Here is a 22,220-nt window from a genome sequence, read left to right as displayed (position 1 = left end):
ACCCTCGCGACGCCAAGCGACGACCGTCGCGACCGGCCGCACCACGCGCGTCTTTGACATTGGCGGCGGTCAATCACTGCGCCGCCTTCGACACCCACGAGACCCTGGTGAGCGCGGTGGAGCGTCGCACATCAACCACCCTCTGGCGGCATGCACGAAATGCGATCATCCGGTCTCACGACTGAAACATCGATGTGACGCAATGGTAGGAAAGCGTTTTCCCTCAAGGCAAGGGTTGGCGTTTGCAGGTTTGTTGCAGAGCCCACGGGAGGCGCCGTCCGAGGGGGTCAGGGCAATACAGCCGCCCACCTCCGGCCTGTCGGGCGGTCGGTATTGACACGGCAAGGCCCGACGTCGATGCTCTGCTAAATCAGTTTAGCGACCGTCTCCGTCCCTCCACGACATCGCTGGCTGAGCGCACCACCACCGAGAAAGGACTCGCATGAGACTCCGACACGGACTGCTTCCGCTCGCCGCCACCCTCGTGCTGGCCAGCGCCTCCGGCACGGCGTACGGCAGCGCGAGCGGCAAGCCTGGCACCGCGGACGCCATCCGCAGCATCACCCCGATCACCACCGTCTACACCTACGGCCAGAAGGTCTCGGCGGTCGCGATCGAGTACGGGGCGACGGTCGATCCCCGTACCCTCGACACCGACACGTTCTCGGTGCGCGACACCGTCTACAACTTCCGGTTCAACCCCATCGAAGACCTGCCGAAGCTCGCCGACCGGACCGTCACCCACACGTACACCAACGGGGTGCCCGGCACGCGGACCGACCACCGGTCGGCACCGGGCCGGTACGTCATCGTCGAACTCGACAGCGCCGACACCGGTGGCTCGACTGTCATCGTCTCCAAGTGCCCGACCTTCCTCTGCACCGTGAAGGTCAACCCCGAGTTGCCCACCCGTGTGGTGCAACGCAAGGACGTGCACGCCCAACCCGGCCGAGGGTCCGGCAAGGGCCCGGTGCTCGCCCGGGCCACCCCGCGCGAGTCCCGACCGGTCACCGAGAAGCCGGTCAACCAACTTGTCGACGAGTTCACCTACAGCTCGTACCTCAGTGGCGGCATGGTGCTGCCGTACCACTACCACCTGCCGAAGAACTACCAGCCAGGCCGCACGTACCCGCTGATGGTCGTCCTGCCGGGTCACGGAATGGGCTGGGACGGCGACAACCTCGGTGTCCAGCTCGCCGCCGACATCCCGGCGACCGCCTGGCTACAGCCGCAGTGGACCGGCACCTCCGAGGACGTCATCGTCCTGGCACCCCAGCACCAGCGAGTCGGCGGGGCCGCCGAGGCGGATCTGCTGATCAAGCTGCTCGACCAGTTCGTCGGCGAGTTCGCGGTGGACACCCGCCGGGTGTACGCGACAACTGTCTCGTACGGCTCCCAACTGCTCTGGGCGGCGTTCGCCAAGCGGCCGGACCTGTTCGCCGGCGGCCTGGTGACAGGTGGATTCCCGGTCAACGCCACGCAGGCGACCGCCATCGCGGCGGCCGAGGTGCCGCTGTGGATCACGCATGGTGAGCACGACCATCTGCTCAACGTCTCGGGTGCGCGCAACTCCACGACGCTGCTGCGGCAGGCGTACGAGGCCCGGGGCAAGAGCCCGGAGCAGGCCGCCGACGTCGTCCGCTACACCGAGTACGCCGACGCCGCGTTCTCGTTGCCGGACTACCACGCGGCATTCGGCCCGACCTACGAGGACGGCACCATCCTGCGCTGGCTCCTCGGCCAGGCCAAGCCCGCCGCCGCTGGCAACTGACGGTGCGGGACCGGGCGACACCTCGCCATGATCCGGCGGCGCGATCGCAGCGTGCGGTGGATCATCGGGAGGCGTCGCCCGGGTCGGGCTCGGCACCAGCGGGCGCACCGCCGACGAGGACCGAGTCCTGGGCTTCCTGCCGACCTTCCTGCCGGGCGCGGGCGAGCAGCCGGGCCAGCCGACGCCGCCGGTGCCGGAGCACCGCCCGCAGGCCCAGGAGCAGAGCGGCGACGAGACACAGGAGCGCGAGCTGCGCCCACGGCACGGCCCAGGTGGTGACGGTGGCGGACGCCTGCCGCACCTCGGCGCCGGCCTGAGCGTCACCGAGCACTGTCGGTGACGTGCTGACGGTCGTCCGGACGCGGCCCAGCGTCCAGACACCATCGGCGCGGGTTTCGATCTGCCGCCTACCGCCCGGAAGTAGCTCCTCAACCTGACTGGTGGCGTCGTGGTCGGTCCGGCCGGGCAGGTCGGACACCGCGACGCGGCTCGTCCCGCTGACCCAGACATTGCCGTCGTTCTCCACCGTGTAACGGACCCGGACAGTGCCGCCGGCGAAGGGATTCCACGACGAGGTGTACGTCGCGCTGACGTCCCGGACGGACAGCGCGGCCTGGGCGGTCCCGTTGACCCGGACCATGACCCGGAAACCCACTCGGCTCTCGACGTTGACGGTGCCACCGGTGCTGGTGACGGTCGCCGCGATGCCGGCCGGATGGTCCCCCGGCGTGGCACCCTTGGGCACCGTGATCGTGAACGGCACCACCCTCGTCTCGTCGGGGCCGACGGTGACCTTCTCCTGCACGTCGATCCAGGTGCCCCCGTCGACCGAGGGGCGGTCGGACGAGAGCATGTTGAAGCGACCCTTGTCGGTGAGGTAGCCGTCGGCGGCCTTCAGGGAGAAGGCGACAGCGTTCCGGCTGAAGTTGCGGACCGCCAGGTGCTCGGTCACCACCTGCCCCGGGTCGAGGCTGGCGTTGATCCACCGGCGTTGGTCGGGCCCGCTCGGGCTGGCCGGCTGGACCGTCCAGGTCAGGGCTTTCGGGTCTGGTTCCGCCGCCGCCACGGCCGGCGCGGCCGTCACCGCGAGGGTCACGACGGCGAGGACGGTGAGCACCCGGCGCAGCGGGGAGACGGTCATGACGATGGGCCCTTCAGCAGGGGGGGTGTGGCGGGGGCCCGGTCCGGGCCCCCGCCACAGCACTACTCGAACAGGGAGAGCGTGAGCGTCGAGCTGTACTCGCCGGCGGCGACCTCCGCCGGCGTACGCAGGTACAGGTCGGCGTTTACGGAGTACGAGTCGCTGGCGACGGCCTCGGAGTCGAAGGCCGAGACCAGCAGCTCCTGGTCGACGAGGCCGACGTTGTTGCCCGGCACTGTGGCCTCGTCCAGCGTGGTCACCACCTCCTCGCCCTCGGTGACCAGGCCGGTCTCCCCACCGTCGAGCAGGCGGGGCTTCCAGCCGAAGTGGTCGGCGGTGATCGGCGCCTGGCCGGAGCTGCCCGCGAAGTCGGTCGCGCTGCCGAGCACCGCCCAGCTGGCGCCGTCGGGCACCTCCTCGGCGACGCGGGTGTCGGTGACCGTCACCGTCGGCAGCGTACCGACGAACTGGCGGACCAGCAGGGTCGAGCCGTCCTCGGACAGCGCGACGGCGTCACCGGCGATGGACAGGGCGAGGACGCCCGGTTCCCTGATCTCGTCGATGTCGACAGTGACCCGCACGCTGGCGTCGTCGCCGGGCTCGGCCAGGGCGGGCGACGGCAGCACCGCGGCCCCGGCCAGCACCGCGCCGACGGCACCGGCCGCGAGCAGCTGCCGCCGTTTGTCTGTGTTCATGTGGTCTCCGTTCTCAGCCATGAAGGGTTATCCGCCGCAGGTGCCGGCGGGATGTTGCACGGTGCGGACGGTCGTCACGTCCTGTCCGCCGATCGCCCCGGTCACCCGGACCGTCGCCGAACCCGCCGGCACCGAGACGGCCCGCGTGTTGAACGACTGGTACGCGTTCGCGCCCGGCGCGACGGCCGCGAACGAACGCTCGCCGTACGGGGTCTCCAGAGCGATCCCCACCGGCGCGTCATGGTCGTTGCGCGCCTGCACGGCCACGTAGACCTTGCCCCCCACGCACCGCGCCGACGCGGTGACCGTGACGGGCAGTTCGAGGCTGGCGGCCTGGAAGGCCCAGGTGTCGATCTCGAAGAGGTCGACGCCCGCCGGGCCGGTGTAGGTGAAGTACACGTCGTGGACGCCGCTGACGCCGTCGAGATCGGCGGTCACCTCGGCCCACTGGCCGACGGGCGCGTCGACGGCGACCGTGCCGACCACGGGACCGGTGGCGGTGTCCAGCCGGACCTGGATCTGCCCGCCGGCGGCGAGCGCCCGTACCTTCGCTGTCACGCTCTGCGCGCCGTTGTCCCCGAAGTCCACCGAGGACAGCGCGGTCCAGTCGCCGTTGTCGACGTCCCGGACCACCAGGTTCGGTGCCGCGCCGCCGAACTGGGCGGAGCTGCCGTCGACCTTCGCGGTCGCGACGCCCTTGCTCCAGCCGAAGGTCTCGGCCTCGAAGACGCGGTACGGGTCGAAGTCGCGGACCTGGTTGACCCCGGCGTAGGTGCCGACGACCTGCTGGATAGTGCCGTCCGGGTTGAAGGCCAGCTCCTGGATGTGCGGGCTGCGGTAGCCCTGCGTCGTGTTGCCGTTGATGCGCTTGTTCAACGTCGGGGCGTGGTAGCTGAAGTAGTACTTGCCCTCGAACTCGAAGACCGACTGGTGGTTGTTGCCACCGGTGCCGGCACCGAAGAACTGCGACTGGTTCGGGAAGAGCACGCCGGCGTAGGTCTCCTTCGGCCACGACATGGGGTTGTCGGAGATCAGGTAGCCGATCTGGCCGCCCCCGGGGTAACCGGGGAGCGGCTGCTGGCTGCCACCGAAGTCGTTCCCACCGAAGTGCGAGGAGTACGAGAAGTAGTACCTGCCCTCGCGCTTGAAGACGTGACCCGCCTCGAACGCGACAGGGGCGTCGACCACCGCTGCCGTTCCCTGGGTCGCGACCATGGAGTCGTCGAGTTCGATCGCCCGGATGTTCTTCGGGTTGTTGAAGCGCTCGGCCGGCGGCATGCTCGTCGACGCGGGGCCGCCACCGAAGTAGAGGTAGGGCTGGCCGTCGTCATCCACGAACGGGGCCGGGTCGAACTTCCAGGCGACGTCCTCGGCACCGGGGGTGCTGCCGTTGATCAGCGTGCTGGTGCGCTCGCTGGTCCACGGGCCGAGCGGCGACGCACCCGTGATCACGTTGCTGGAACCGCCACCGTTGGCGTAGTAGAGGAAGAACTTCTCCTGACCGTTCACCACCTTCTTGGTGATGCCCGGCGCCCACGAGTTGGCCGTGAAGGGCGCCACCCCGTTCGGGCCGGCGACCTGGATCTCACCGTGGTCGGTCCAGTTCACGAGGTCCGCCGAGGAGATCACCGTGATCTGGTTGATGTCGCCGTAGTTGATCCCCGGCGAGACGCCGGTGGTCGGGTTCGGGGCGTAGCCCTGGGTGTCGTTTGTCATGTACATGTACACCCGGCCGTCGTGCACGAGGCCGAAGCCGTCGGCGCCGAACTTGTGCCCGATCAACGGGTTGTGCTCCCCGGGCAGCTTTCCGACGACCTCGATCGTCTTCGACGCCGGCGCGGGCGGCGCGGCGCCGACCACCGACACGTCGTCGAGCTTGAAGTCCATGAGGTGCAGGTCCGGGTCCGTGGCCGGGGTGGCCGTCCACGGGGTCTCGAAGAACAGGCGTGCCGTCGACACGGCCTGCCCCGCCGGGATCGTGAACGTCCCGTTGAACTGCGCCCACTGGCCCTTCGTCGCCGTCACGCTGACCAGGTTGGTGTAGGTGCCGCCGCCGTAGTGCATGGTGGCGAAGAACTGCTTGGTGGCCGGCCCGCTCGCGTTCTCGTACTTGATGCGGGCCGTGAGGGTGTAGGCCTGACCGGCCTGCACCTTGCCGCTGAGGTCCTGCATCGGCCCGGATCCGGTCGTCGCCCGGCCGGTCACGAGCGCGGCGTTCGCGCCCGAGTAGGCATCCGAGCTGGCCGCCAGTTGGGCGCCGTCGGCCGCGTTTCCGTTGTTGACGAACCAGTTGGTCAGGCCGTCCTCGAACCCGCCGTTGACGATGAGATTCGTGTCGGCGGCCTGGACCGGCGCCGCCCCGGTGACGAACCCTGCGGCCAGCATCAGGCCGACCGTCGCGAGCGCTGCGACCCTTCCTCGGGTCGCGCGTCGCATTCGTTGTGCCACGAGACATCCTCCTTCATCTCTGACGTGCGGTCATCGGTGTACGGGGGATCGGTGGTGATGGGTGGTCCGGACATCAGGGGTCGACTGTCGCCACCGGCTCGACAGCGGCCGGCGGCGCGGGACAGGTTCGCTGTTCCGCGCCGCACGGCCGGTCGCCGGTGGTGCTGGTCGGTGCGCCGAGAGCTCGTGGTGGGGTTATCCGCCGCAGGTGGCGGCGGGGTGCTGCGCCGTGCGTACGGTGGTCACGTCCCGGTCACCGATCGTCCCGGTGACCCGGACGGTCGCCGACCCGGCCGGCACCGCCGCCGCCCGCGTGTGGAACGACTGGTAGACGTTCGCCCCCGGTGCCACTGTCGCGAACGACCGGTTTCCGTACGGGGTCTCCACGGTGATCGCGACCGGTCCGTCCGAGTCGTTGCGTGCCTGCACCGCGACGTACGCCTTGCCGGCCAGACACCGCACCTGGGCGGTGACCGTGACCGGCAGTGCCGCCAGCACGCCGAGCCGGGCCAGTTGGTAGCTGAGTGCCCGCTCCGGGGCGTCGATCTGGTTCTGGGTGCCGAACCGTCCGGCCCGCGCGGACGTCGCCGCCGCGAGTGCGGCCCGTGTCGCGGCCCAGGCGTCGGCCGGGTAGTGGCGGGCGTCGAGGGTCTGTGCGTGGGCGATGGCCGCGTCGAGGGCGGTGGTGTCGAGGGGTCGGGACTGCGCGGTCAGCGTGTCGCTGAGCAGGTAGTTGTCGAAGTCGACGCTTCCGCCGGTCTCCTGGGTGGCGTAGTTGAACAGGCCGACCCGGTGACCCATGAAGTGCGCGAGGCTGCCGTCCAACGCCTGCGGGCCGACGCGGCTGCCCAGCGGGGTCCACGTCAACCCGTCCAGGCTGTAGTAGAACGTCGTCCACAGTTGGCCGACCGGCGAGGAGAAGTCGAGGTCCGCCTTCACGTGCACCTCGGTCGCGTCACCCAACGGCACTGTCGTGCCGGCCACGAAGTTCTCCAGCGTCGACTGGTCCAGGTCGACGGCGAACGGCTGCGACCTGTTGACCACGCCGAGGGTGTTGACACCGCCGACGCGCTTGACCGCCACGTACGAGAACCCGCGGTTGTAGGCGGCCAGGCCGGCGACGTCCCCGTTCTTCATCGCGGAGATGTCCATCCGGGTCTCCACCGACTGCCGTGGCCCGAACGTCCGCTGCGAGAGGGTGTTGCGGGCCTCCTCGAACCAGGCCAGCTCGGCCCGGTTGGACAGCTTCGTGTAGACGTACTGGCCGGTGACCACCTTGCCGGCGGTCAACCGCAGCCAGCCGTCGCGGTCGGTGAGCGACCAGTACCGGTTGTCCGGTGCGTGGTTCCACTCCCACGCCAGGTCCAGTCGCGACCCGTTGGGGGCGACCTCCGCCGGGTCGAGCGGCGCCGGGATCGTCCACTGCTCGTTCTGGTACGCCTTGGGTGCGGCGTCGTTGGCGAAGTCGTCCGAGGCGACGATGGCCTTCTGGCGCTCGAAGACCTCCTCGGCCGGACTGAGCTGGATCGGCTTGTCGAACACGCCGTTGACCGGCACGACCCCGTTGGTGCCGAACGTCGGCCACCCGTCCTGCCAGGTGGCGGGGATGAGCGCCGGGATCCGCCCGATCGGGAACGTGTCGCGGAAGAACATGCCGTGCCAGTCGGTCCGGCCGTCGGCACGGCTGATCGGCACCAGGCTGCCCTGCGCGAAGCCGTTGGAGTTGAGCACGCCGCGTGCCTCGTAGGTGTTGACTCCGCCGACCGAGGTGTAGCGCCCGAGCAGGTCCTTCGACCGGAACATCACGACCTGGCGGCCCTGCCCGGACGGCCAGGTGATGATGACGGCGTAGTACCAGCCGTCGATGTGGTAGACCTGCGCGCCCTCGAACAGCCCACCGATGAACGGCTGCCCGGCGTAGTTGTTCGCGGTGAAGATGTTCGGGTAGTCCTGCACGATGGTCGTCAGGTCGGCGTTGAGGCGTACCGCGCTGGTGCCGCCGGAGCCGTAGAAGATGTACGGGGTGCCGTCGACGTCGAAGAAGAGCGACGGGTCGTGCAGGCCACGGCCGAGGGCGGTGCGCTGCCACGCGCCGTTCTCGATGTCGTCGGTGCGGTAGAGGTACGCCCCGTTGAGGTTGTTGGTGTTGAAGACGGCGTAGAACATGCCGTCGCGGTAGCGCAGCGACGACGCCCACTGGCCCTGGCCGTACGAGTTCTGGCCGTTGCGCAGCGAGAACGAGTCGCCGATGCTCGCCCGGTCGAAGACGTAGTTGACGATCTCCCAGTTGACGAGGTCGTACGACTTCATGATCGGCGCGCCCGGGCTCAGGTGCATCGTCGTGCTGATCATGTAGTAGGTGTCGCGGCCCTCGTCGTTCTCCGCGGCGGGCACCCGCTCGACGCTGATGTCCGGCACGTCGGCGTTGAGCAGCGGCACCGAGTAGGTGCCGGCGCCGGTGTCGGTCGAGGTGTACGACGAGCGGGGCGTCCACGCCTCGGCGGCGTGTGCGGCGGACGGGGCGGCCACCAGGCTCGCGCCGAGGAGAACGGCGATGGATGCGAGCGTGCGCACGGGGCCGGGCTGACGGGTGTGGACTGTGGACCCGAGTCGGGTCAGAGCGTCGGCGAGGTGGTCGAGCACGGCGTTCAGGCTGGTCGGCATGGATCTGCGGGTGAGGCTGGAAGCTCGCAGGCGGATCGACACGGCCAAGGTGGACTCCAGACGCGAGAGCGGCGTGAAGGCCATCGTGTTATCGCTAACAATGCCTGTCAAGAGCATCAATGAAACCTGCCCGAAGTATCCCCGTAACACCGCGTACCCGGCCGGACGGGGCTCTTTCACGTCGGGGTACCCGGGCAGCGCGACAGTCGGGTCAGGACACGCGCCCTCCGGTGGCCGGGCTACCCCGGCGAACGCGGCGGGCGGTCACCCTCGTCGAGGGCGGCCCTCCACCGCCCTGGCGACCAGGGCCGCGGCGACGTCGCGCACCTTGCGGTTGGTGTCCTGAGAGATCTTCGACAGCAACGCGAACGCCTCTTCCGGCGCGCACCGCCGCTCCCCCATGATGATCCCCTTGGCCTGCTCGATCACCGCCCGGTTCCGCATCGCCTCCTGCATCTGCCCGGCGAGGGCGGCGACGCTGTCGTACGAGTGGGCGTTGGCCAGCGCCACCGCCGCGTACGCGCCGAAGTGCTCGGCGACCTCGATCGCCGCGGGGTCGAAGGCGTTCGCCGAGCCGCCGTAGACGTTGAGCGTGCCCACCACCGACTGCTGGATCGGCAGCCCGATCGACAGTGAGCTGGCCACCCCGGCGGCGCCCGCCCGCTGCGCCCACCCCGGCCAGCGCTGCTCGACGGCCATGTCCGGCACCGAGATCGTGTCACCGCTGACCGAGGCGTCCAGGCACGGGCCCCGCTGCTGCTCGTACTGCCACTCGTCCAGCTCACGGGCCAGCTCGCTGGTGAACGCGGCCGTCCACCCGGCCCGACCCCGGACCAGGGTGACCGAGACGTCCCGGGAGCCGGGAACGCTGCGGTTGGCCAGCGTGGCGACCCGGTGCAGCATGTCGTCGAGGGTGATCTCGTCAAGTCTGATCCGGCCCAGCTCGGCCAACGCGTCGGCGGCATCCGCTCTCGGCTGCGTCATCACCTGGTCCTTGTCGGCGGCCGGCGCGGGCCGGCAGGAAAAAGGGACGGACCGGCAGCCACCCCCGTCGGGCACTTGCAGCATCCCGCCGGACCGACCGCCGTCGGCTCCCTCCCTACCCCTGACGGCACCGCCGCACACCGCCCCGTCGCTGGTGGCGGCGGGTCGGACGCCTCAGTCGTCGAGGCAGGCGTGGACGGCGGCGGTGAGCCGGTTGGCCCGCTCGTCGCCCATTCCGCGCATCTGGTTGATGACGTACCCAAACCCGACCTGATGCCGGGCGTCGGCGAAGGCCAGGTTCCCGCCGGCGCCGTCATGGCCGAAGCTGCGTTCGCCGAGCAGCGGCCGGGCCGGCGGAGAGTGCAGCAGGAAGCCGCTGCCCCAGCGCTGGCCGGTGTCCGGTGGGCCGTGTCGCTGCTGGCCCCGGGCACGCACGACGACCGCGTCGTCCACCGACGCGCCACTGAGCAGCGGCCCGTCCCCGACGTCGGACACGCAGGCCGCGTAGAGACGCGCCAGGCTCTCCGCGGTGCTCACCGCGCCCGCGCCCGGGATGCCGGCGGCCTGGATCGCCGGGTCGTTGAAGCTGACCAGCCCGTCCGCGTCGGCGGGAAAGGCGAAGGCGCCGCCCATGGTGATGCCGCGCTCGGCGACGGGGTCGACGAACGGATCGGCCTCCGGGGGTGGCGCCAAATCCCAGGCGACGGTGTCGCGTTCGGTGGCGGGAAGGCCGAGCCAGGTACGCAGACCCAGCGGCTGGGCGACGGTGTCGTGGAAGAACGCGCCGGGCGGCTGGCCGGTGACGCGGCGGATCACCTCGCCGACCAGCCAACCGTAGGTCATCGAGTGGTAGCCGTGCGCGGTGCCCGGCTGCCACAACGGCGCCTGCGCCTCGATTACCTTGATGACCGGGTCCCACGCGAGCACCTCGTCGAGGGTCAGGCCGCGGTCCAGGGCGGGCAGGCCGGCCTGGTGTGTGAGCAGCCAGCGCACGGGGATGTCGGCTTTGCCGTGCTGGCCGAACTCCGGCCAGTAACGGGTCACCGGGGCGTCGAGGTCGAGCCGGCCCTGCTGGACCAGCAGGTAGGCGCAGATCGCCAGGATGCCCTTGGTACAGGAGAAGACGACCGCCGGAGTACGCGCGTCCCAGGCGCGCCCGGTCCGGGTGTCGGCGATCCCGCCGTACAGGTCGACGACCTTGCGTCCCCCCACGTAGACGGCGACCGCGGCGCCGACCTCTCCCCGCGTGGCGAAGTTGTCGCGGAAGACGTCGGCGACGCGCCCGAAGCGAGAGTCGACCTCGCCGTGGATCTGCGGCTGTGTGACCACTGCCTACCCCTTCACTGATCCCTGGATCAGGGCCTTGATGAACTGTCGCTGGAAGATCAGGAACACGATGAGCGTGGGGGTGAGGATCAGCAGCGACCCGGCGCACAGCAGCACCAGGTCGGTGCCCCACTGGCCCTGGAACGCGCCGAGCGCGCCGGCCATCGTGCGTTTGGTGGCGTCGTCGACGAGGACGATGGCGAGGAGGAACTGGTTCCACGTCCAGAGGAACATCAGGATCGTCAGCGAGGCGATCGCCGGTCGGGCGAGCGGCACCTGGACCCGCCAGAACAACTGCCACGTGCTGCTGCCGTCCACCCGGGCCGCCTCGGACAACTCGACCGGCACGTTTGTGAAGTGCGCGCGCATCCAGAACACCGCGAACGGCATGTACAGGCCGATCAGGGGCAGGATGATGGCCCAGCGCGTGTTGAGCAGACCGAGATCCTGCATCTGGTAGTAGAGCGGCGTGACCACTGCCTCGAACGGCAGGGTCAGACCGAGCAGGAAGAGGCCGAAGACGAGTCGGCCGCCGGGCACCCGCAGCTGACCGAGCCCGAAGCCGGCCATTGTCGCGATGAGCACCGACACCGGTACGACACCGGCCACGATGAGCAGGCTGGAGCGGAGCAGGGCCCCCATGTTCGCGGCGGTGAAGGCGTCGGCGAAGTTCCCCCACTGCGGGTCTGACGGCCAGTCGAGGCCGCTGGGCACGGTGCCGCGGGGCTGCAACGCCGCCGAGAGCATGCTCACGAACGGCAGCAGGGTGACGACGATCAGGGCGATCAGGAAGACCCGGCCGGTCACCTGTTCGCGGCGGCTCAGGTTCACGGCTTCTCCCCTCGGCTCAGACGCTGGATCGGTAGGACACAGGCCAGCACCAGCAGCATGAGCACGACAGCGAGCGCCGAGGCGAGCCCGACCTGCCGCTGCGAGAAGGCCAGCCGGTAGATCTCCAGGCCCGGCACTGTGGTCTGGAGGCCGGGGCCACCGCTTGTGGAGATGTAGACGATGTCGAAGCTCGCCAGCGCCGCGATGATCGTCACGGTGAGGCAGACGCCGATCTCCTGACGCAGGCTGGGCACTGTCACCGCGAGGAACTCGCGGACCGGGCCGGCGCCGTCCAGGCGGGCGGCCTCGTACAGCGCCGGATCGATCTTGCTCATGCCGGTGACCAGCAGGATCGTGCAGAGGCCGAGCAGAACCCAGGCCCCGATGACGCCGACGGCGGGCAGCGCCGTGTCGAAGTCGCCGAGCCAGGCGCGGGCCACGCCACCGAGCCCGACCGCCCGCAGCGCCTGGTTGACCAGACCGTTCGACGAGAGCAGCCAACTCCACGCGATGCCCGCGGCCACCAGGGGGATGACCTGCGGCAGGAACAGGATGGTCCGGACGACGGTGCCGAACGCGCCGGTGGTGATCCGCCGAACCATGCTCGCCACCAACAGCCCGAGCGCGACGGGGATGAAGCTGAAGAAGACGATCAGGACGATCGCGTTCCCGATGATCTTCAGCAGGTCGCTGTCGGTGAAGACGGTCAGGTAGTTGTCAAGGCCCACCCAGCGGGCCACCCCGATCCCGTTCCAGTCGTAGAGCGAGTACTGAAGCGTCAGGGCCAGCGGGCGCAGGACGAACACCGCGTACATCACCAGGGCGGGCAGGACGTACAACCAGCCGGTCCCGGCCCCGCGGGCCCACCGGGATCGGCGGGCCCGCGTGGGGGTGGGACGGGCGCGACGATCGTCGTGCCCGGTTGGTGCGCTGCCGAGGGCAGACGTCATCGGGACAGTTCCTTCTGGTACTCGGCCTGGACCGCCTTCACGTACCCCTCGGGCGTCTGCTGGCCGGCGATCAGCTTCTGCATCTCCGGGGTGATCGCGGCGGCGAAGATGCCGCCTGTCGCGTTCGCGGTGAAGTCGACGGCGCCGTTCTCCGCGCCGAGCTGCTGCGACGCCTTCAGGGTCTCGGCGAGCACGGTGTTCGGGGCGGCGCTCGGCACCGGCAGGTCACTCAGGCCACCGGGGCTGGAGCCGCCGACGGTCACCGAGATCTCCCGGGCCTTGGCGTTGGTGTGGACCCAGTTCAGGAAGTACGCGGCGGCGTCCGGGTTCTTGGCCTTGGCGGAGACGCCGAAGGTGTTGGGGGCGGACATCGCCACGTGCTTCCCACCGGAGGACTCGGTGGGGAAGAGAAAGAAGCCGACGTTGCCGGGCATCGACTTGTCGAGGTTTGCCGACTCCCAGTCGCCGTTGAACATGAACAGGCCGTTGCCCTTCTGGAACTCCCCGACCATGCCCGCGTAGTCCAGCGCGTTGGCGTCCTTTGTGAAGTAGCCGGCCTGCGCCCACTTCTGGATGGTCTGGGTGGCCTTCAGCGCGGCCGGGGTGTCGAACGTGGCCCCCGGCTTCTGGAAGATCCAGTCGGCGACCTGGGTCGGGTCGCCGAACTGGTTCTGTAGCGCCTGGTGCGGGAAGTTGATGCCCGCGGTGTTCTTGTTGAACTGCACGATCGGCTGAACCCCGCCGGCCTTGGCCTTGGCCAGCAGCTCCTCGAAGTCGGCGACCGTGGCCGGCGGCTGGGTCATGCCGATCTGGCTGGCCAGCTTCTTGTTGTAGAAGACGCCGGTGACGCTGTAGCCGAGCCCCATCCCGTACAGCGAGCCGGCGCCCCGGGTGTTCTCGCCGACCCGCAGCTGCATGAGCTGCGAGGCGGGGAACTTGTCCCAGCCGTACGCGGTGAAATACGGGTCGAGGTTCTTGAGCAGGTCGTCCTTGACCAGGTCGACCATCGTGGGGAGCCGGATGATGTCGGGCGAGTTGTCCGAGGCCATCACCCGGGGCGCGTTCTCCACGATCACCGTGAACTGGTCCTCGCGGATGTTGAACGTGACGTTCGAGTGCTGCTTGGAGAACTCGTCGGCCAACGCCTTGGCCAGCGGGAAGCCGGTCTCCGCGTACATCTCCAGGGTGATCGGAGCGGTCCCGAGCTCGGTCTTGACGGTGGTGTCGGACTGCGGGGCGGACGAACGGTCCTCCCCGGGCGCGCTACAGGCCGTCGCGGTCATCCCGATCGCCAACAGCGATGCGATGAGCACCGTTCGCCGGCGCGGAAACCGTGTCAGCAAGTTTTCCATTTTATGACTCCTCGACATCTCCACGCGTCCCGCGACCCACGGCCGCGCGACGGCTCCACCGGGACCCTCGCGGGCCGGGTGGCAGCCACACCGCGTACGGCGTGGCCACTCCCCCGGGCGCAGCACCCGGACCGTCAGCACCTGCATCCGGCACGGCCACCGAAGGTGCCTCTGGATGCACCAGAAGTGGCCGCTAAACTGATTTAGCAGAGCATGCGCGTGGCATCGGAAGCTGTCAAGGACAACTTGGCAACGGTGCGGAAACGTCGAGTTCACACCACGCCCGGCATGACCGGCGGTGGACGTCCGGCGGCGACGCATCATGATGGGCAGGAGCGGCGCCCGTGGCACCGCGCCTGATTCGGAGGACTGATGGGCCGCAACAGAGCCACCCTGGCCGATGTCGCACGCAGAGCCGGGCTGTCCAAGACCGCAGCGTCGATGGTGCTCAACGGCCGGGAGGGCACCCGACTCTCGGCCGAGGCGCACCAGCGCGTGTTCGCCGCCGCCGAGGAACTCGGCTACCGGCCCAACCTCGCCGCCCGCAGCCTGCGCACCCGCAAGACGGCCACCATCGCGTTCGTCTCCGACATCGTCGCCACCACCCGGTTCGCCGGTGGCCTCATCCGCGGCGCGCTCGACGCGGCCCGCGAACGGGACCACGTGCTGCTCATCACCGAGACGCAGGGGGACGCCACCTTCGAGCAGTACGCCATCGAGGCGGTGCTCGACCGGCAGGTCGACGGGGTGATCTACGCGGCCATGGCCACCCGACGACTGACGGTACCCCCGGCCATCCTCGGCGGCCCGGTGGTGTTGCTCAACGCCACGAGCGCCGACGGCCTGCCCAGCGTGCTTCCCGACGACGACCGGGCCGGCCGCGCCGTCGCCAGCGCCCTGCTGGAGCTCGGCCACCGCGACGCGATCGCGCTGATCGGCCGGAACCGACTCAAGGAGGACGACCCGGAGGTCTCACTGGCCGCCCGGGCGCGTCTGCACGGCATCCAGCGGGTGCTGAGCGACGCCGACGTCACCCTCCTGGCGGAGTGCTTCTGTGCCGAGTGGCTGCCCGAGCACGGCTACGCCGCCATGCGAACCCTCCTGAGCAGGCCGACGCGACCCAGCGCGATCATCTGCATGAACGACCGGCTGGCGTTCGGCGCGTACCAGGCACTCGGCGAGGCGGGGCTGACCGTCCCCGAGGACATTTCGGTGATCTCGTTCGACGACGACCCGATCGCCGCCTGGTTGCGTCCGAGCCTGGCCACCACGGCGCTGCCGCACGAACAGATGGGACGCCGGGCGGTCGAGCTGCTCCTGGACGGTGGCGCCACCGACCCGTCGCTCGTGTCGATGCCGCTGCGGCGGCGTCGCTCCCTCGCGCCACCGGCGGGCTGATCCCGGCCGGGTTCGCCGACCGGCTGGCACGACCCACTGCTAAAACGGTTTACTGCTAGGTTTCGGCAATGCTTCGTCTACCCGACCACTGGGTGTGGGACAGCTGGTACGCGCGGGACGACAACGGCCTCTGGCACGTGTTCTTCCTGCGCGCGTCCCGCGCCCTGCGCGACCCGCACCGCCGCCACCGCCGCGCCACGATCGGCCACGCCGTCTCAACCGATCTGCACTCCTGGCGCCTGGTCGCCGACGCCGTGGTCCCCGCCGACCCGCCCGGTTGGGACGACCTGGCGACCTGGACGGGCTGCACGGTCCGCGGACCGGACGGACGGTGGTACCTCTTCTACACCGGCGTCGGCAGCGCCGAGGACGGGCTCGTCCAACGCATCGGACTCGCCGTCTCCGACGACCTGATCACCTGGCACCGCCACGGCACCGAGCCGATCGTCCAGGCCGACCCGACCTGGTACGAGCTGCTCGACAGGGACCAGTGGTACGAACAGGCCTGGCGTGATCCGTGGGTGTTCCCCGACCCTGGCGGCGAGGGCTGGCACATGCTCATCACCGCGCGCGCCAACAGCGGGCCGGCGAACACCCGCGGCGTGGTCGGCCACGCCACCTCCACCGACCTCGTCACCTGGACCGTCGCCCCGCCGCTGTCGACACCGGCCGGGTTCGGTCACCTCGAGGTGCCCCAGGTCGCCGTCATCGACGGGCAGCCGCTGCTGTTGTTCTCCGCCGAGGCCACCGGTGACGCCCGACGCGACGACCAACGGATCTGGGTGGCGACCGGCGACTCGGTCCTCGGCCCGTGGGACATCGCGTCCGCCCGGCCGTTCCCGCACCCGCACCTGTACGCGCCCCGGCTGGTCCCCGGACCCGGTGACGGCTGGTCCCTCATCGGCTTCCTCGATCATGTCGACGAGGTGTTCGTCGGGGAGATCACCGACCCCGTTCCGGTGCGCTACCACGCGTCGTCCGGGCTGGTTGTGGACGCGACGAGGACGCTCGCCGCCACGTGACCCCGCCCGCGCCGGGAACCAGGCCCCGAGCACCCCACCGAGCCGCCGCCGGCAGGTCGAGGGGCCCTAACCGGGCGGGTCCGGACTGGGGCGACACCGCCCCAGCCCGGACCCGTTGCTGCCCGCGGTTACCTCAGCTGCGTACCTGCCACCGCTGGTTGGTGCCACCGCTACAGGCCCAGAGGATCAACTTCGTGCCGTTCGCCGTCGCGGCGCCGTTCGCGTCGAGGCAGAGACCCGACTGCACGCCGGTGATCGTGCCGTTGGAGTTGATGTTCCACTGCTGGTTGACCTGACCGTTGCAGTCCCAGATCACCACCGTGGTGCCGTTGGTGGTGCCCTGGCCGGAGGCGTCCAGGCACTTGGTGCCGTACACCATGAGCTGCCGGCTCGCGGTGTGGGTCCACCGCTGGTTGGCAGCCCCACTGATGCAGTCCCAGATCTGGGCCTGCGTGCCGTTCGTCGTGCTGGAGTTGCCGATCTCGACACAGCGGCCGGACTGGGCACCCACGATCTGCACGTTCGTCGGGTTGGTGCTGCCACCGCTCTGCACGCCGGCCGTGTTTATCACCGTTTGCGCGCCCGACGGCCAACTGCCGTTGCTGACCGTGACGTTGCCGTTGACGACGTTGCCGCGGTCACCGTTCGTCACGTTCGTGCTGCCGTTCGTCGACCAGTTGTTGGTGACAGTGAAGTTGCCCATGTTCTCGGCGTAGTAGTAGTTGGCGGTGGCCCAGGTGCCGGTGGAGGAGAACACGTTGTTACGGGCGGTGTAGTAGCGCGAGCCCTCGTCGAAGTAGAGCCCGAACCAGCCGTTGGTCCGCAGGCAGTAGTTCTCGGCGATCAACCCGCCCGGGTTCGCTGACAGCGAGTAGATGCACCCGCCGTCGGTCATTTGTTGCATCACGTCGTGCACGTAGTTGCCGATGACCTGGTTGTTGGCCGCGGTGGTCGCCGTGGTGTACCGCGGCTGGTAGTTGTACAGGCCCCGGTTGGCGTAGTGCTGGCTGCCGCCGGCGTCGTTGGCGCCCCAGCCGTAACCGACCGACAGGCCCGTGTACGGCATGTTGTAGACCTCGTTGTGCGACACCAGCGAGGTGTTCACGTAGGTGGTCAGGATCGAGACGACGCCCCGGTACTCAAGGCCGAGATCGTGCACCCGGTTGTTGCTGATGGTGATGTTGCGGTTGACCATCCGCTGGTCGCTCGGGTGGTGGGCGTCGGCGCGCACGCCGCCCACCACGATGCCACCGGCGGAGTTGCGGGCGATCTCGGAGCGGGTGACGGTGATGTTGCTGGCGCCCAGGCCGACGCCGCTGGCGTGGGCGTTGGCGTCGTTGCCGATGCCGATGGCCGTCTGCCCCAGGTTGACGAACTGGGAGTCGCTGAAGCTGATCGTGTTGGCGGCCGAGACCTGCACCGCGGCCGGCATCTGTGCCCAGCTCGGGCGGGTGGCCTCGAACAGCGGGCAGCCCTCCTGGCAGGAGGTCAACGCGTCGGACGGGCGGGCCCAGGAGCCGACGATGTGCGCGCCGGTCTGCTGGTCGGCGAAGCCGTTGCTGCTGCTCGGGCCGAGCCAGCTGGTGCCGGTGAAGGTGATCCCGCTGAACGAGATGTGGTGCGCGGGCGCGTCAAGGGTGCCACCGACGTTCACCAGGGACTGCAACTGCGGCAGCTCCACGCTGACGGTGCTCATGTTCTGCCCGGCGAGCGGGATGTAGTTGAGCTGGCCGCTGCTGGGGTTGAGATACCACTCCCCCGCCGAGTCCAGGAACTCGTACGCGTTGGCCAGGTAGAACGGGCCGGCGCGGTGCGGGCGGGACAGGGTGTCGAACCCGAAGGTGTTGTTGTTCCAGGCGGGCTGCTGCATCGTCAGGAAGTTGCTGCTGATGCTCTGCACCGGCGAGTACCGGTCGGTGAACGAGCCGACGCTCTCCACCTCGACCCGGTTCTGGTTGCCGAGGTTGTTGAGGTAGTTCAGTGCGCTGTTGCTGAACCGCATACCGGAGGTGGTGAAGGTGAAGTCGGCCCGGTTGACGGCGGTACGCGCCCGGGTGGCGACGGCCCCGTTGACGTAGAGCTGCCGGGAGTCGACGCCGGCGGGAACGTTGGCCCGCCAGATGTTCTTCCCGGAGTCGACGAGCGACCAACCGGTGACCGCGCGAGCGCCGGTGATCGTCGGACGCGCCGAGGCGGCCGCCCGCCAGATCACCTGGTAGCCGTTGTTGCCGGAGTCGGCAGCGGTCAGCCGCATCGGCGACGAGAGCCGGTACACACCGTCGGCCAACTCCACAACGATGTCACCGGACATCGTGCTGTTGGCTGCCCGGACCGCGGTCTGTGCGGCGGACAGCGAACACGGCTGGCTGGCCGAGCAGCTGGACCCGGTGCCGGAGGGCGACGCATAGAGGGTGGTGGTGGCCGCGAGCGCGGGGGACGCCGAGGCGGTCACCGCGACCAGAGCGGTCAACGCTGACGCGGCGGCGCCGGCCAACAGTCGCCGCAGCGGTGGAATGGATGAGACGGACACGGGACGGTGCTCCTGACTCTAGAGGGGGGTGGCGGGCAGGACCCCGGGACCGGCGGACGGTGGATGCGGGGTCAGCCGAGGATCTCCCGGAGATAGCGCAGGCCGTCCGTGGCGAGACGGTCCTGTGTGGGTGCCAACGGACGCCAGATCGCCGCGGCGGTCGCGATGGCCTCGTTCTCCCCCGTGAACGACTCGATGCAGATCGCGCCCTGGTAACCGGTGTCCCGCAGGACGGTGAAGAACCGGGGCCAGTCGAAGTGGTCCGCACCGGGTGCGCCCCGATTGGTGCCGCTGACCTGGACATGCTTGATGTGCGGGCCGGCGACCGCGAGGGCCGCGTAGGGATCGGCCTCCTCGATGTTCATGTGATACGTATCGATCATGATGCCGACACTCGACGGGAGACCGTCGATCAGCTCGACCGTCTGCTCGATCGTGTTGACGACGCTTGTCTCGTAGCGGTTCAGCGCCTCGACACCGATACTCACGCCGTGCTCGCCCGCCAGTTCGGCCACCGGCGTCAGGGCGCGCCGGAAGTCCGCGTAGCAGGCCGCGCGAGCCGCCTGTGACATCCGCCAGGTGCGACCGACCGAGGCGTACACGGGGCCGCCGACGCATGGAGCGCCGACGGCCGCCGCGTCCGCCACACACTTCATCAGGTACGCCACCGTCGACTCGACGACCGCTGGCGCGGCATTCACCAGGTCCCGACCGGGCGGGGTGACCGCGCAGACACCGGCGGCGACGAGGCCGTGCTCGGCCAGCAGGTCCCGGGTGCGGACCGGATCCCAGTCGCCGGGCTGCTCGATCGGCAACTCGACAGCGTCGAAGCCGAACGAGGCGATCCGCGGGATCAGTTCGGCCAGGGCCTTGTCATCGACCGGCGAGGCCCACACCCACGGGTTGACGCCGATGGCGTACATCTGTTCCTACTTCCAGCGCTGCGGGTAGCCGGGCAGGTCGGTGCAGCCGCACATCGCGTAGTGCAGGGGCGGCATGCTCGCGTCGAGGTACTTGTCCAGGTTGTCCTGGGTGACGGTCGGCTGCGGCAGCTTCCACGGGTTGGAGACCTGCTCGCCGTCGAGGATCCGCAGCGCCGCGATGATCGGCGTACGCCACTGGTAGGTCGGGTAGGTCGGCGCGATCGCGGTGAGGTTCTTGTCCTTCCAGATCTTCAGGAAGTCCAGTTGGTCCTCGCCGTTCATCGGCGGAACGGGCTTACCCGCGTCCTGGAACGCCTCGACCGCCGCGACGGCCACCGCGCCGGCGTCCATCCAGACGCCGTCGATCGTGCCGTAGCGCTGGATGTAGTCGTCGACGATCTTCTTGGTCTTGGCCGGGTCGCCGTCGGTGAACTCGACACCCACGACGTCGACCTTCGCCTTGTCGAACGCCACCTTCGCCGCCGACCAGCGGGTCTCCAGGACGTCCACGCCCGGCAGGATCCGCAGGGCGAGGACCTTGCCGCCGGGCTTCATCTTCTGGCTGACGAACTCGGCGCCGACGTGGCCGAACCCGTAACCGCCGATGGGGTTGATGAACGTCACCGGGCACTTGGTGTTGACACCACGGTCGAACACGACGACCGGCAGCCCCGCCTGGCAGGCCGCCTCGACGGCCGGGGTCAGCGTGGCGGTGGTGTTCGGCGAGACGATGAGCGCGTCACAGCCCTTGCCGAGCAGGTCGTTGATGTCCGCGATCTGCTTCTGGTCCTTGCCCTCGGCGTCGACGTGCACGAACTCCTTGATGCGGCTCTTCTGCGCCTCGACCTCGGCCTGCATGGTCTTGAACCCGACCTGCCGCCACGGGTTGTTCAGCGCCGCGTTCGAGAAGCAGATCTTGTGCGGGCCGCTCTTCTTGAACTTGGCGGTGTCCGCCATCTTCGGGTTGAGCACCTGCTCCCACGGCTTGTCGGCGGGACCCGTCGGGGTCGCGTCGAGCAGCGAGAGCTCGGCGTCGTAGTCGGCCTGGACGAAGAACTTCGACTGCTCCCCGGTGCCCGAGCCGGCAGCGGGGGCGCTGCCCGAGGGGCTCGCGCCCGGCTCGTCGGTGGAACAGGCGGCAAGGGACAGCAAGGTGACAGCGGCCAGGGCCGCCATGGAACGTCGCACTATTGGTTCCCCTTTATCTCGACGAAGAACGCGTTGCCGAGACCGCCACGGCGAGCAGGATGATCCCGCCCTGGACGGTCGACCTGAGGGCGCCGGAGACGCCGTAGAAATTCATGAGGGCGAACAGCAGTTCGAGGGTCAGCGCACCGAGCATCGCGCCGACGACCGAACCGCGACCCCCGCCCAGCGCGACGCCACCGAGGACGACGGCGGTGATCGCACCGAACTCCAGGCCGGCGCCGGCCTGGAACGACACGCCGCTGTAGCCGCCCAGCAGGATCGCCGCGACCGCCGCCGCGAGCCCGCTGAGGATGAAGGCGATCGTGCGGGTCCGCCAGACGCGTACGCCGCTCAACTCGGCGGTGCGCGGATTGTCGCCGACGGCGACCAGCGTCCGGCCGAAGTCGGACCGCATCAGCAGCACGGCCACCACCGCCAGGGCCACCAGGACCAGCAGCGCGAACGGCACGCGACCGAGCACCGGCACGTCCTCGAAAGCCCGCCGACCGAACCGCCGGAACTCCTCGGAGAGCCCGCCCTTCGGGGCGCCGTCGGACCACAGGTAGACCGCGCCGACCAGGATCAGGAACATGCCGAGGGTGGTGATGAACGACGGCACCCGCAGCCGGGTCGTGATCAGGCCGTTGACCAACCCGACGAGTGCGCCGAAGGCGAGCAGGAGCAGCACCACGGGCCAGGTACGTGCCGGGTCGCTGTCGATGAGCCGGGCGGCCACGACCACCTGCGCGGTGACCAGGGAGCCGACCGAGAGGTCGAATTCGCCGGAGACGATCACGAAGTACTGGCCGGCGGCGAGCAGGATGATCGGCGCCGACCGTCCGAGGAACGACATCAGTGACGGCGGGGCGAGGAAGTCGGGCTGTCGAATGCCGACGAGCACCACAAGCACCGCGAGAATCGCGAGGATGGGCAGGAGGCCACCGGGGCGGACCCGCGGGAGGCGCAGCGGCAGCGTACGGCGCTGAACGGTCTGCAT

At 69.5% G+C, this 22,220-nt stretch carries 16 protein-coding genes; 3 read left to right on the top strand and 13 right to left on the bottom strand.

Annotated elements, in window-relative coordinates; genetic code table 11:
- Positions 1-442: 442 nt before the first annotated feature.
- The gene (locus ACQPWW_RS10320; RefSeq protein ID WP_433131444.1) at positions 443-1,771 is read left to right on the top strand and encodes a hypothetical protein; all 1,329 of its coding nucleotides are present in this window, start codon (positions 443-445) and stop codon (positions 1,769-1,771) included.
- A 61-nt stretch (positions 1,772-1,832) separates the two neighbouring features.
- On the opposite strand, the gene ACQPWW_RS10315 is transcribed toward ACQPWW_RS10320, so the two are convergent.
- The 9 genes from ACQPWW_RS10315 to ACQPWW_RS10275 all read right to left on the bottom strand — a co-directional run bounded on the left by ACQPWW_RS10315 (position 1,833) and on the right by ACQPWW_RS10275 (position 14,162).
- Positions 1,833-2,912 (bottom strand): hypothetical protein, encoded by a 1,080-nt coding sequence (locus ACQPWW_RS10315; RefSeq protein ID WP_433131441.1) that lies wholly within the window; start codon positions 2,910-2,912, stop codon positions 1,833-1,835.
- Positions 2,913-2,974: 62 nt separating this feature from the next.
- Positions 2,975-3,607 (bottom strand): hypothetical protein, encoded by a 633-nt coding sequence (locus ACQPWW_RS10310; RefSeq protein WP_433131439.1) that lies wholly within the window; start codon positions 3,605-3,607, stop codon positions 2,975-2,977.
- Positions 3,608-3,634: 27 nt separating this feature from the next.
- Entirely contained in the window at positions 3,635-5,992 is a 2,358-nt protein-coding gene (locus ACQPWW_RS10305) for a family 43 glycosylhydrolase (protein WP_433131437.1), read from the bottom strand.
- A gap of 258 nt (positions 5,993-6,250) precedes the next feature.
- Positions 6,251-8,719 carry a glycoside hydrolase family 43 protein gene (locus tag ACQPWW_RS10300; protein ID WP_433131434.1) on the bottom strand — a complete coding sequence of 823 codons (2,469 nt, stop codon included), beginning with the start codon at positions 8,717-8,719 and terminating at the stop codon, positions 6,251-6,253.
- Positions 8,720-8,983: 264 nt separating this feature from the next.
- On the bottom strand, positions 8,984-9,703 hold the full coding sequence (locus ACQPWW_RS10295; protein WP_433131432.1) for a GAF and ANTAR domain-containing protein: 720 nt from the start codon (positions 9,701-9,703) through the stop codon (positions 8,984-8,986).
- Between the two features lie 174 nt (positions 9,704-9,877).
- A complete protein-coding gene (locus ACQPWW_RS10290) occupies positions 9,878-11,032 on the bottom strand; it encodes a serine hydrolase domain-containing protein (protein WP_433131430.1) in 1,155 nt (384 codons plus the stop codon).
- Positions 11,033-11,035: 3 nt separating this feature from the next.
- Positions 11,036-11,860, bottom strand: a complete 825-nt coding sequence (locus ACQPWW_RS10285; protein WP_433131428.1) for a carbohydrate ABC transporter permease — start codon at positions 11,858-11,860, stop codon at positions 11,036-11,038.
- Positions 11,857-12,810 carry a carbohydrate ABC transporter permease gene (locus tag ACQPWW_RS10280; RefSeq protein WP_433131426.1) on the bottom strand — a complete coding sequence of 318 codons (954 nt, stop codon included), beginning with the start codon at positions 12,808-12,810 and terminating at the stop codon, positions 11,857-11,859. Before ACQPWW_RS10280 ends, ACQPWW_RS10285 begins: the two co-directional genes overlap by 4 nt.
- The gene (locus ACQPWW_RS10275) at positions 12,807-14,162 is read right to left on the bottom strand and encodes an ABC transporter substrate-binding protein (protein ID WP_433131424.1); all 1,356 of its coding nucleotides are present in this window, start codon (positions 14,160-14,162) and stop codon (positions 12,807-12,809) included. The genes ACQPWW_RS10280 and ACQPWW_RS10275 overlap by 4 nt, the downstream gene beginning before the upstream one ends.
- Positions 14,163-14,534: 372 nt before the next feature.
- Between ACQPWW_RS10275 and ACQPWW_RS10270 the strand changes: the two genes are divergently transcribed.
- Both ACQPWW_RS10270 and ACQPWW_RS10265 read left to right on the top strand, forming a co-directional pair.
- Positions 14,535-15,560: a LacI family DNA-binding transcriptional regulator gene (locus ACQPWW_RS10270; protein WP_433131422.1), complete on the top strand. Its 1,026-nt coding sequence runs from the start codon at positions 14,535-14,537 to the stop codon at positions 15,558-15,560.
- A gap of 68 nt (positions 15,561-15,628) precedes the next feature.
- Positions 15,629-16,582, top strand: coding sequence for a family 43 glycosylhydrolase (locus ACQPWW_RS10265; RefSeq protein ID WP_433131420.1), 954 nt, complete (start codon positions 15,629-15,631; stop codon positions 16,580-16,582).
- A 133-nt stretch (positions 16,583-16,715) separates the two neighbouring features.
- On the opposite strand, the gene ACQPWW_RS10260 is transcribed toward ACQPWW_RS10265, so the two are convergent.
- From ACQPWW_RS10260 to ACQPWW_RS10245, 4 genes are all read right to left on the bottom strand, one after another.
- Positions 16,716-19,112 (bottom strand): RICIN domain-containing protein, encoded by a 2,397-nt coding sequence (locus ACQPWW_RS10260; protein WP_433131418.1) that lies wholly within the window; start codon positions 19,110-19,112, stop codon positions 16,716-16,718.
- 71 nt (positions 19,113-19,183) lie between these two features.
- Positions 19,184-20,035: a sugar phosphate isomerase/epimerase family protein gene (locus ACQPWW_RS10255; RefSeq protein WP_433131415.1), complete on the bottom strand. Its 852-nt coding sequence runs from the start codon at positions 20,033-20,035 to the stop codon at positions 19,184-19,186.
- Positions 20,036-20,041: 6 nt separating this feature from the next.
- A complete protein-coding gene (locus ACQPWW_RS10250) occupies positions 20,042-21,223 on the bottom strand; it encodes a substrate-binding domain-containing protein (RefSeq protein WP_433131412.1) in 1,182 nt (393 codons plus the stop codon).
- Between the two features lie 13 nt (positions 21,224-21,236).
- Positions 21,237-22,220: an ABC transporter permease gene (locus ACQPWW_RS10245; RefSeq protein WP_433131410.1), complete on the bottom strand. Its 984-nt coding sequence runs from the start codon at positions 22,218-22,220 to the stop codon at positions 21,237-21,239.

It is taken from the genome of Micromonospora sp. CA-240977, from assembly GCF_050942285.1.
Classification (GTDB): Bacteria; Actinomycetota; Actinomycetes; order Mycobacteriales; family Micromonosporaceae; genus Micromonospora.
The sequence above is the reverse complement of the archived record's forward strand: the minus strand, read 5'-3'. Positions and strand labels throughout refer to the sequence as shown.